This is a genomic window from Streptomyces sp. NRRL B-24484 (genome assembly GCF_000717715.1).
Lineage (GTDB): Bacteria > Actinomycetota > Actinomycetes > Streptomycetales > Streptomycetaceae > Kitasatospora.
This window is the reverse complement of record NZ_JOAI01000062.1, coordinates 22,847-33,362: the sequence shown is the minus strand read 5'-3', so window position 1 is coordinate 33,362 and position 10,516 is coordinate 22,847. Positions and strand designations below refer to the sequence as shown.

Here is a 10,516-nt window from a genome sequence, read left to right as displayed (position 1 = left end):
CCCGCAACCGGGAAGTTGCGTCTGCGGGAGAAGCCTGACGAGCTCAGGGGCGCCAACCCGGCGCCCCTGAGCATGCGCGTTGACAAGGTGCAGAGAAGCTCGATCAAGTACAAGGGCTGGGTGATCGACAACTGGGCCGCTGACCACATGGCGCCCGGCTACCGGCACATCATCGGGTACGACGCGGACGAAGCGGGACGGGCCCGCAAGGACAGCGGATTCAGCACCAACGGCCGCCGCCCCTGGTATCCGCTGATCGCCTGGCAGATGTCTCGGCCGGCGATCCTGGCAGAACTGCAGCAGGCGTTCGGGGTGGACTGGCCCAAGTCCTATTGCGTGGAATGTCCGTTTCCCTCCGTTGCCGCGTCTCGGGATGCACACCTGGAGCGCGCCCGAAGGCTGCCCTCCGAGGCGGCAATGGCGGTGTGCCTGGAGTGGACGGCCCATGCGCTCAACCCGCTGACGACCCTGTACGCGGGCGGGACGTCATTGGCCGAGCTCCTCGCTGACGACGGGAACGAGGCCGCGCTGGCCGCCGCCGAGGAGCAGCTCGCTTCGGTGCTCTGGCAGGTCGTGCGGGTGCGACGCGTACTGACGGCGAGGCGATCGGCGTGGTGTGTGGAGCGCCACGGGCCGCGCTGCGAGGCCTGCGCCGAAACGCCCGGGAGTGTGAGGTGTCCGGCCTGCCGGGCGCTGAAGGGGCAGCAGTGCCCGCCGGCGGAGCGCTCCGCGCTGTGCTCGGACCCGGAGCGCAAGGGGAGGGTCTGGCGCTCGATCGAAAGTGTCGGCCTGCCGCGGTCCCGGGCGGCGGCCGCCGGGATGCTGCGTCGGGCCGCCAGTCGGCGGGGCTTGGAGGTCGAGGAGGCCGCGGGCGTGGAGCGGGTGTGGCTCTCGCGCCGCGAAGACGGGTTTCCGACCACAGAGCAGTTCTTCGTGGCCGTGCCGAATGTCGTCGAGGACAAGGCGATGCCGGGGTTCCAGGCACTGTGGAGCGCCCAGGTCGCCCGCAGGGCGGAGCGGGCCACCACCCCCGACGCAGCTCTCAGCGCGGTCGGGCCGACCGGCACAGTCGACCGGCCCGGCCCAGAAGGCGCCACAGCCTGGCGGCAGCCAGCCTTCGTCTGAGCGGGGGCCTTCAGGCCGGGTGCCCGAGTGCGCCGCCCGGCCCACCGAACTGGCCGGCACCCGCCGGCCTCTACCGAAGGAGATCAGCATGAACTTCCCCACCCGGATCCACCCTGCGGGATGCGGCTGCGAGGACTGCCACCGCTCTGGGCAGTCGGTACCCCTGGACCTGGCCGACGAGTCCGCTATCGCCCGCGTGCTCGCCGGCCAGGCCGCGAACGACAGCGGGCGCGCACTGGTGGTCTCCACGACGACGGCCGTCGCACCCGGCGAGGCTACGGCCTCCAGTGCAGCCAGGGTGGTGGTCGAGTGCGACGGGCGGACCTGGGACGTCAGCTGCCATCTCATGGCGGTCACCTCGTTCCATCCGCCGTTCTGACCCGCAGTGGGGGCGCCGCCATCCAGGCGGCGCCCCCACTGGCCGGCCAATCACCTGCGGCCCCGGGCGCGCCGGGCCCAATGAACGCCACCAATCGAACGGCAAATGTGGTACACTTCTAAAGCCGCCAAGGGGTTGGCGCCCCTCCGGCCACTCGATCCGTCCAGCCAAGGAGTCTCCTTGTCTCTCGCCCTCGACGCAGCGTCGATCATCGACGCCGTTCTCGCCGAGACGCCCCTGCACATCGGCGCCCGGTACGCCTTCGAATACCGCCGAAGCGGTCTGGTAGCTACCTACCGCGACACGCTGTCCCCGGACCATCGCCGCATCGTCGCCGACCTCATCGCCGAGCGGTTCGAAGCCGCCGGGTGGCGTTACTGGCACCGCTACCTCCCGGCGTCCGACGTCCCCACTTCCACCCTGCTGATCCACCCCACGGACGCCTCCGGTGAGCTCGCCGTTCCCACCGGCGACGTGCGGCCGCCGGGACTGGGGGCGGCCCTGAAGGGCTTCGCCGACCAGTTCGGCCACCTGGACGCCGCCCACGAGGTGGGCAGGTCCCTGCAGTGCAGCGAGGTCGCGGCTGTGGCGGCTCTGCTGTCGGCGCTTGGCCGCCCGGGGGCGGCGGCCAACTGGCGCGCCGCTCACGCCGAATCCGGCGACGAGCACGCCGAGGCGTGCGGCGGCGCCGCCGCTGTCTCCGGCGACCGGCTCACTCCGTCCATGGCGGTGGGCCGATGAGCGCCGTCATCGACCCGCGCGACGTCATCCCCGAGCCTGGACCCTCCTTCGAGATGGCAGTGCTCGGCGACTTCGAGGCCAACGAGCACGACAGCACCTTCCCGGAGCGGCCGCAGTGGCGGCGATACCGGATCGTGCACGCGCCCACGGGGACCGTGGTGATGGACCAGGCGATCGACCGCACGAGCCTCCAGGCCCTGCTGGCAGGGGTCGTCGCTGCGGTGGCGGCGGAGGATCCGCTGACCTCGGACCTGTATTCCGACGCCCGCCCCGGGCTCGCCAACGTGCAGCAGGCCGCACTGGTCATCTACAAGTCCGCCCAGCAGGCGCTCGGCCTGGCCTGAGCTGCGGACAGGGGTGCGCTCGTCGTCGACATGGCGGGCGCACCCCATCCACTTGACCACCCACCAGCCCCGCGGGGCCGACATGAAGGACCGATGATGCCCGATCTCGCGTTGCACGCGTTGGAGGACCTGGTGGCCGCACTGGGCGCGCCCTGGCAGGTCGTGCCGGATCCCTACAACGGGCATGCCGACTACCGGCGGTTCGTCTCCGGCCGGCAGGGACGCGCCTTCTGGCTGAGCTTGAGCAGCCGTCCGGCTCCGGACGGCTCGCCGCGAATCACGGCCAACGGCCGATACCCGGACGTGCCGGGGTACTACGAGGACCGCAGCCGCCCCCGGGTCGGCTTCAGCCTGGGCCGTCCAGTGGAGGCGCTGGTGCGTGATCTGCGGCGCCGCTTCCTGGTGCCGTACGAGGCTGCCTTCAGCCGGGCGGTGCAGGAGATCCACGACCGCGCAGTGGCCGGCGGGGCACGCGAGGAGCTGGCGCACGCGCTGCTGCGGCAGTTCCCGCACCCGGACGGGCATTTTCAGGATCTGCCCCGCGAGGGGCTGACGGTCCATCTGCGGCTGTCCGACCAGAGCAAGGCCCACGCGAAGGTGGAGACCCGGGACGGGATGGCGGAGGCGGCGCTCACGCTGACCGGGCTGACCATCGCCCAGCTCCACCTGGTGCTGCGCACCTTGAAGGAGTCAGCGGGAGACACCCCACCACGAAGCAATGTCTAAATGTGGTATAGTTGTGCATGTCGGGAGGGGGTGGCGCCCCTCCCCCACTCGATCAGACCCAGAGGAGAAACATGCCCGAGCACATCCCGAGCCCGGGAGGCCCGATGACCGAGACCTCCGACTCCCTGACGCCGTGGACGCTCTCCACCCTCCGTGAACTCGTCCGCGAGACCCAAGAGTTGCCGGGCGACGTACTTCTGGTGATCGCCAACGATCCATCGGGCAATCACCACCTGCCCGTTTCAGACTGCTGCACCGGACTGTACGCGCGGGAGTACCTCTACCCGACGGAGGAGCAGCGCCGCGAGGAGGCTGGCGGCGACGAGGTGGTGTTGGGCCTGCTTCGCGCGGCCCCGCTGGACGCGCGCCCGGCATTGTGCCTGTTCCCGATGCACGACCAGTAACCCGGCTACCGGAATCGCTCGCTGCGGTGAGCGGATTCCTGGACCGCCACTGACACCGGGGCCGCCTACGGGCGGCCCCGGCCTCACCCACCCGCCCGCCCGATAGGGAGTTTCCTGTGCAGCCCGGCAGCATCCGCCTCAGCAACACCAATCCGATCACGGCCGCGGACCGAGAGGCCTTCGCGGCGCAGCCCGAAAGCTTCTTCTCCGCCCTCGCCGGGGTGCTGTCCGGCCACGTCGTCGCCGGGGCCCGCCGCACCAGGTCGACGCTTCCGAACGGGTACGCGGTCACCGTCAGGTCCAGCCCGGCCGAGCCGGCCGGCGACCTTCAGGCTGCCCTGTTCGCGCCCTCCCCGAAGGGTCAAGCCCGGATCTGCACCGCCCGCTTCTCGCCCGGCACTCCCCTGCCGGCGGCCACGCGCCTGCTCGCCCGCGCCGTCCGCAGTGCCCCAGCCCTCCCCTGTAAAGCGACCACTCGTCCGACGCCGGCAGAGGTCGCCCCGCACCTCACCGTCGGCGTGGTGGAGGAGCGGCCGGAGGAGCCTGGCCTGTTCGTGGCCTATGGCCACGCCACGGCGTGGCTTCATGATGGCCGCCTCGGTGTCACGCTGGGCAGCGCCAGGTCGGGCGGCAGCCTGACGTTCTCGGGGCCATGGGACGCCTTGGCCGTCGCCGCGATGGTCGACTGCACCCTGGAGGAGTTCACCGATGCTCGGGTGCTTGCAGCCGAGGTCGCCGCGGTTCTGCCGCCGACCTGGAACAGGGTGCTCCCCGATCAGTGGCATCCCGATGCGGCGGTCCTGCTGCCCCGCCACTCTCCAGGGACGGACGATCCGTTGGGCCGGGCGTTCTCCAGGGAGCTGATGGCGGTGGGCAGGAGGCTGCTCGAGGTGTGCCCGGATCTGGAGGTCCAGCCGTTCTACTCGAACGAGGGCGCCGCGGTGGCGCTACGCATCACGCGCCGCGCAGCAGCGGTGCCGAAGCTGGTGAAGGTCTCCCGGCTGGTCCCACCGCGGCCCGGGGGGCCGGCTGTGACCCTGCTCCATTCCGAGTACCTTCCGCCGGGGTTTCGGCGCCCTGTCCGCGGCGGGTCTGGTGGGTGACGGCACACACAGCATCCTCCAGGCTCAATATGTGGTATGCTTCTACATGCCGGTAGGGGTTGGCGCCCCAGTCGGCCACTCGATCCGATCAAGAAGGAGTGCCCCATGCACACGCCCGACGACGCCGCCGACCCGGCTGCTCCCGACCATTGCACCGGCTGCGGGTCCACGGACCCCGAGGACATCGGTCTGGACACGGACTTGGACGGCTACTCGGCCTGCTGCAACGAGCCGGTCTGCTCCGGTCCGCTGCCGGAGGACTTCACCCTCGGCACCCCGCGCCGGTATCCCGCCGCGCCCTGCTGCGACACCGACCCCCGGTACGGTCCCGCGCTCACGAAAACGCTCGACGACGCCGGCGTTCGGCACCACGGACTCCGGGTCGCGCCGGGGGGAGCACCCGGCCTCGAACTGCTCCTGGGCCAGGACCTGCCGCCCGAGAAGGTACGCCTGGCCCTCGCCGCGCTGCGCCGCGCCAACTGGCGCTGCCGCCCGGAGCGGATCGACGCCTTCGACGCGGCAACGGTCGTTCGGGTCGAGGTCGGCTCGCCGCAGCGCACCGCGAAGAAGCAGCCCGTACTGGTGGCGTTGGACGAGGTCCTTCAGCTCGCCGGATTCAGCCCCTACCGGTTCGAGCAGGCTGAGGCGTTCTGGGGCTACCGCTCCGACCTCCGCTTCGGTGACAAGGCCGGTTCGGCGTACGTGAGCATGCACGGCCCCGACGGGCTCTCGCTGGCCGACGGCGCAGCTGAGTCCGCACGCCAGTCCGAGGCCGCTCAGCAGGTACTGCGCGATGCCGGGTGGACGGTCCAGCCCGCACTCGGGCACGCCTTCCACGCCTCCCCTCCCGTCCGCCCCGCCTGATCACCTCCGCATTGCCCCGGGCGCACAGCGCGCCCGGGGTCCGTCACGACCCAAGGAGTCACCGGCATGGCCGTTTCGACCGCACTTCGCGAGCGGTACCACCGCACCGCCCGCTTCTGGCCCGCCAGGCGCGGAGAACTGGGCGACTCGTCGCTGTCCTGGCCCGCCATCCAGATGGCCGGCGTCATCGTCTTCACCTACGTCGACGAGAACACCCTGGTGGTGAGCATCGACCTCGACACCGTCCACCGCGGGCTGGTCGAACGCCCTGGCACGACCGCCACGGTCCCGCTGCACGTCATGGTCCAGGGCACCACGGTGTTCTACGCCCCGTCGGAGCGCTCCGGCCACACGGCCTGGCGCATGGTGGGACCCGACGGCGACATCACGGTGTTCGCCGACGACGAAGCGCGCGAGGCGGAGCGCCTGGCCGGTAGAAGTGGTGGCCGACTTCAGTTCCGGGATGCCGGGAGCGCCGAGTGGCAGAGCGCTCAGCCCGAGCAGCTTCGTCTGCCATGGTCGCGTCGGTGGCGCATGGCCGTGCGAGCGGCTGCCGCACGGGCTCGCGCCCAGTTCGTTCGGCGGGACGCGAGTGGGCGGCGGAGTCGGTGATGGGACGTCGTCAGGACGGGCTTCCGTCCGTGGAACTGTCGGAGATCGCGACGTCGTCGCCCTGGTGCCAGCGTTGGGAGGGGCGCCGGCATGCGTGGCGGCATGTGAGCGACGGGGGCTTCAACGCCCGCCACTACGAGGTTGGCCCCGTGGGCGAAGAGGCGGCCAAGGCGTTCGTAGTCCGGCACCACTACTCGGGTTCGTATCCGGCGGCGGTCCGGCGATACGGGCTGTTCGACGTCACCGGGGGGCGCCGGGAACTGGTCGGGGTGGCCGTGTTCGGCGTCCCCGCCGGACCGCGGGTATTGACCCGCGCACTGCCGGACCTGCGCCCGGTGACGGAGTCCCTTGAACTCTCCAGGTTCGTACTGCGCACGAAATACCCAGGGAACTCCGAGAGCTGGTTCCTGGCCAGGTGCTTCGAGGCCCTAAGGTCACACGGAGTCCACGGCGTGGTCTCGTTCGCCGACCCCGTGCCGCGGCGCAGTGCGGCCGGTCTCCTGGTGGCGGTCGGGCATGTCGGCACGATCTACCAGGCGACGAACGCGGTCTACACCGGCCGAGCGACGCCCAGGTCGATCAAGATCTTGCCCGATGGGACGGTGCTGAACGAGCGCGCGGTCCAAAAAATCCGGCGCCAGGAGCCCGGTCACGAGTACGCGGAGCGGGTTCTCCATTCCTTCGGTGCGCAGCCGCGGCGGGCCGGCGGCGACCCGGGGGCGTGGTTGCGCAGCGCGCTCGTCGATGCGGGGGTGCGAACGGTGCGGCATCGCGGGGCCCACAGGTACGTCTTCCGTCTCCCGACCAGGCGTCGTGATCGGGAGGCGATCCGGCTGGGTGTTCAGCGGGTCAAGGCCTACCCGAAGTGTCCGGACTTCGATCCGCTGCTCTTCGAGCGAAACACGCGCACCTTCGACGCTTGATTGTGGTATACTTCTTTACGTCGGCAGGGGTTGGCGCCCCTCCCGGCCACTCGATCCGCACCTCAAGGAGGAGTCATGCCCATGAACGCCCCGGACAGGACCGGCGCGCGCATTCCCCGACCCGCGGCCGCCGGCTGCGGGCCGGAGACGGGCGGCACAGCATGAGCCCCCGGCCCACAGCCGGCCAGTTGGCCCTCTTCGAGCCGGCCGCACCGCTCGCCACGCCCTGCCAGCTGGGCATGGTCTCCAAGCTCCCGACCGCGCGCCCCCGCCGCGGGAAGGCCCGCATCGGCGCCGATCTGGCAGCTGCGTCCCGCCTCATCGCCGAGCACGGCCTCTCCAAGTCGAGCTGCGCCCGGTCGGGCCGCCGCGCCAAGGCCCGGGGGGCAGCCCGACCGCCGAAGCGGCCGGAGCACGGCGCCCTCCACCCCCTGGGCGCGGTGTTCCTGGCGGCCCTCACCGCCGAGACGCCACGCCGCGGCCCCGTGGACCCGATCAAGGCCGGCGAGATCGCCGAGAAGGCCTGGGATCGGGCCAGCGCCGCGTTGCAGTTCCTTGCCGAGCATCTCGCACCCGCCAGCGAGGCCTGCGCGGTCGAGCAGATCGCGCAGTGGGTGTCGGATCCACGGATCGGCCGACACGAGGTGCTGGTCGCGCTGCAGAGCGCGGCCCGCGAGGCCTGCCCTCCCCCGCGCGTTCCGGTCGGCTACGTCACGCTCAACCCGCGCCGGCACCGACTCGACCACTGGGACGTGATCCTGGTGGCGTCGAGCGGAGGCAAGGACAGCCAGGCGGCCCTCGACGAGGTAGTCCGCCAGGTCGACGACGCCGGTGTGCCACGCAGTCGGATCGTGGTCCTGCACAACGATCTGGACGTGACGGACTCCGGCGAGTCCATCGAATGGCCCGGCACAGAGGAACTGGCCCGGGAGCAGGCCGAGCACTACGGTCTGCGGTTCGTCACGCTTCGCCGGGAGCTGGGCGGGCTGTGGCGGCAGCTGCTCGACCGGGGCCGCTGGCCGAGCGCGGACGCCAGATGGTGCACGAGCGATCAGAAAACCTCACAGGCAATGCGGTTCGTCACCGCGCTAGTGCGCGAGCTGCGCGACCAAGGCCTGACCGGCCGGCCGGTGCGCGTCCTGTACTGCCTCGGCCTGAGGGCACAGGAATCGACCGGTCGCGCCGGGAACTTCGAGCAATGTTGCGGCACGCGCACCACGAGGCCGGCGGTGTTACCCCCGGCCAGCAGAACATGCGTTGCCCGGTTGGGTCGAGTTGTATCACGATCCGTCAGCTCCGCCCGCGGGTTAGCCTGCGATTCCCTCGATAGTGGTGCAACTACTGCACCAGTGTTGCGTGCTATGCATCACCGCGTGGAAGGTGAGACCCCGTACTGGACACGGAGGGTGACGGATGGGCCGAAGTTCCGCAGGGGGCTCGGTAGCTGTGCCGGGCGTCGCGACGCTGCATGTGCTGCCGGGTGTGGCGATGCTCCGCCCCGAGGAGGCCGTCTTCGAGAAGACGCTGCTGGGCTTCGCGGACCATCAGCGGGCCCGCAGGCTGTCCTGGGACACGGTCAACACCAGGGCTCGTATCGCGCGCCAGGTCCAGGCGATGTCCGGCGGGTATCCGTGGGAGCCGGCCTGGGACAGGCGGTTGTTCGACCGGTGGTCGGCGATGCTCGCGGGCACCGTCGCAACGTCGACGATGCGTAAGTACCAGAACGACCTTGCGCTCTACCTGAGTTACCTGAGCGATCCGGCCTACGAGTGGCCGCAGGTGTGCCTGAGCACCTTCGGGATGTTCACCGGCTTCGCGCTGCGGGACCTGAATGCGGTCCGGCACGCGCAGGAATACATCGGCCAGCCCAGTGGCAACCGGCCGTTGACCAAGGCAGAGGTGAAGACCTTCTTCGGGCAGATGGACCCGGAGATCAAGCGTCTACGCGAACAGGGCCACAAGGGAGCGTTCGCCGCGGCCCGGGACCTGGCGATGTTCACGACGATGTACGGCTGGGGCCTGCGCCGCAGGGAGACGGCCCGGCTGGAGACCCACGACTGGCGGCGTCAGGCGAAGCTGCCCGAGTTCGGGGACCACGCGGGGCTGGCGGTCCGCTGGGGGAAGGCCGGCGCCGGACAGCCTCCCAAGCGCCGGATGGTGATCTCGGTATGGCCGTGGGCGGTTCGCACCGTGCAGCTGTACATGGAGAACGTGCGCCCGCTGTTCTACAGCGACCGTCCGGACGACGGCGTCATGTTCCCCACCGAGCGCAACGAGATGATCTCGGAACGCGCGGTGAACCAGCGGTTCCAGCACTGGCGTGAGCTGGGCAAACTGCCCGCTCAGCTCGGCCCGCACTGCATGCGGCACACGTACGTGACCAGGCTCATCGAGGCCGGCTACGACGGCCAGTTCGTCACCGACCAAGTTGGTCATTCGCACGCCGCGACTACCGCGATCTACACCGCGCTCAGCAACGACTTCAAGAACCTCAAGGTCCGCGAAAGCCTCGACGCGGCGGAGGAAGCGGCCCTGGCCCGCGCCTTCGCGATGGCCGACGCCGAGGCGGACATGGACGACGACTTCAGCGACCAGACGACACAGTCCCGCTCCGGCGGTTCGAGGAGGACCCGGTGAAAGCAGTACCGCACGGCGACGAACCGCAGGCCAGGAGCGCCCTCGAAGCCCTCCAGCCCCGCTACGAGTGGCGACTGCGCGAGCTCATGGCCCTTCGCCGCAACTGGTACACCACCACCAAGCTCGCACCAGAGCTGAGGAAGTACGGCTTCGACCTGGACCGCAGCAACATCTACCGGCTGGTGAAGGCCGACCGGCCGCCCAAGATGCCCGTCGAGCTCATCCTTGCGCTCTGCAAGATCCTCAAGTGCACGTTCGAGGACCTCGTCGTCGAGATCCAGTCCGACGCCGCCCCCGTGGAACCCGCCGCGCGAAAGCCTCGGCCCGTGGTCCCGGACATGCCACTGCTGTCCGGCGACTTCTTCGACGCCGAAGGCTGACCAACAGCCATGACCAAGACCGCCACCTGCGTCCAGTGCGGCCGAGACAAGGCCATCAGAAGTAGGGGCCTGTGCCACGCCTGTCACCGGGCAGTCGGTCCCAAGGAGACCTGCTCCCTCTGCGCCCGGCCCGGAACCGTCGCCGAGCGCCGCGCCGGCCAGCCGGTCTGCCACCGGTGCTGGCAGCGCGAACGCCGCAAGCCGCAGCTCTGCCACACCTGTGGACAGGCCAGGATCGCCGTCAGGAAGACCCCCGACGGTGCCGTCATCTGCACCGG

The 10,516-nt window shown here is 70.5% G+C and carries 12 protein-coding genes; all 12 read left to right on the top strand.

Annotated elements, in window-relative coordinates; translation table 11 throughout:
- On the top strand, window positions 1-1,125 hold a 1,125-nt coding region (locus IE98_RS0137230; protein WP_234443828.1), incomplete at its 5' end, for a hypothetical protein.
- An 88-nt stretch (window positions 1,126-1,213) separates the two neighbouring features.
- Window positions 1,214-1,504, top strand: coding sequence for a hypothetical protein (locus IE98_RS0137225; RefSeq protein WP_030276540.1), 291 nt, complete (start codon window positions 1,214-1,216; stop codon window positions 1,502-1,504).
- Window positions 1,505-1,684: 180 nt separating this feature from the next.
- Window positions 1,685-2,245: a hypothetical protein gene (locus tag IE98_RS0137220; RefSeq protein WP_030276538.1), complete on the top strand. Its 561-nt coding sequence runs from the start codon at window positions 1,685-1,687 to the stop codon at window positions 2,243-2,245.
- On the top strand, window positions 2,242-2,589 hold the full coding sequence (locus tag IE98_RS0137215) for a hypothetical protein (RefSeq protein WP_030276537.1): 348 nt from the start codon (window positions 2,242-2,244) through the stop codon (window positions 2,587-2,589). Before IE98_RS0137220 ends, IE98_RS0137215 begins: the two co-directional genes overlap by 4 nt.
- Before the next feature lie 96 nt (window positions 2,590-2,685).
- Window positions 2,686-3,315 (top strand): hypothetical protein, encoded by a 630-nt coding sequence (locus tag IE98_RS0137210; RefSeq protein ID WP_159401179.1) that lies wholly within the window; start codon window positions 2,686-2,688, stop codon window positions 3,313-3,315.
- A gap of 71 nt (window positions 3,316-3,386) precedes the next feature.
- Window positions 3,387-3,719: a hypothetical protein gene (locus IE98_RS0137205; protein WP_030276533.1), complete on the top strand. Its 333-nt coding sequence runs from the start codon at window positions 3,387-3,389 to the stop codon at window positions 3,717-3,719.
- Between the two features lie 116 nt (window positions 3,720-3,835).
- Window positions 3,836-4,822 (top strand): hypothetical protein, encoded by a 987-nt coding sequence (locus tag IE98_RS0137200; protein ID WP_030276532.1) that lies wholly within the window; start codon window positions 3,836-3,838, stop codon window positions 4,820-4,822.
- 105 nt (window positions 4,823-4,927) lie between these two features.
- On the top strand, window positions 4,928-5,686 hold the full coding sequence (locus IE98_RS0137195; RefSeq protein ID WP_030276530.1) for a hypothetical protein: 759 nt from the start codon (window positions 4,928-4,930) through the stop codon (window positions 5,684-5,686).
- A 66-nt stretch (window positions 5,687-5,752) separates the two neighbouring features.
- A complete protein-coding gene (locus tag IE98_RS45440; RefSeq protein WP_052391473.1) occupies window positions 5,753-6,298 on the top strand; it encodes a hypothetical protein in 546 nt (181 codons plus the stop codon).
- Entirely contained in the window at window positions 6,298-7,221 is a 924-nt protein-coding gene (locus IE98_RS43695; RefSeq protein ID WP_234443827.1) for a hypothetical protein, read from the top strand. The genes IE98_RS45440 and IE98_RS43695 overlap by 1 nt, the downstream gene beginning before the upstream one ends.
- Window positions 7,222-8,667: 1,446 nt before the next feature.
- Window positions 8,668-9,858, top strand: a complete 1,191-nt coding sequence (locus IE98_RS0137175) for a tyrosine-type recombinase/integrase (protein WP_052391472.1) — start codon at window positions 8,668-8,670, stop codon at window positions 9,856-9,858.
- On the top strand, window positions 9,855-10,238 hold the full coding sequence (locus tag IE98_RS45435; RefSeq protein WP_052391471.1) for a helix-turn-helix domain-containing protein: 384 nt from the start codon (window positions 9,855-9,857) through the stop codon (window positions 10,236-10,238). The genes IE98_RS0137175 and IE98_RS45435 overlap by 4 nt, the downstream gene beginning before the upstream one ends.
- Window positions 10,239-10,516 lie beyond the last annotated feature (278 nt).

Excerpts from the sequence above, each read along its gene's own strand:
- IE98_RS0137225 (WP_030276540.1), top strand. The coding sequence starts at position 1,214 with ATGAACTTCCCCACCCGGATCCACCCTGCGGGATGCGGCTGCGAGGAC.
- IE98_RS0137215 (WP_030276537.1), top strand. The coding sequence starts at position 2,242 with ATGAGCGCCGTCATCGACCCGCGCGACGTCATCCCCGAGCCTGGACCC.
- IE98_RS0137210 (WP_159401179.1), top strand. The coding sequence starts at position 2,686 with ATGCCCGATCTCGCGTTGCACGCGTTGGAGGACCTGGTGGCCGCACTG.
- IE98_RS0137205 (WP_030276533.1), top strand. The coding sequence starts at position 3,387 with ATGCCCGAGCACATCCCGAGCCCGGGAGGCCCGATGACCGAGACCTCC.
- IE98_RS0137195 (WP_030276530.1), top strand. The coding sequence starts at position 4,928 with ATGCACACGCCCGACGACGCCGCCGACCCGGCTGCTCCCGACCATTGC.
- IE98_RS45440 (WP_052391473.1), top strand. The coding sequence starts at position 5,753 with ATGGCCGTTTCGACCGCACTTCGCGAGCGGTACCACCGCACCGCCCGC.
- IE98_RS43695 (WP_234443827.1), top strand. The coding sequence starts at position 6,298 with ATGGGACGTCGTCAGGACGGGCTTCCGTCCGTGGAACTGTCGGAGATC.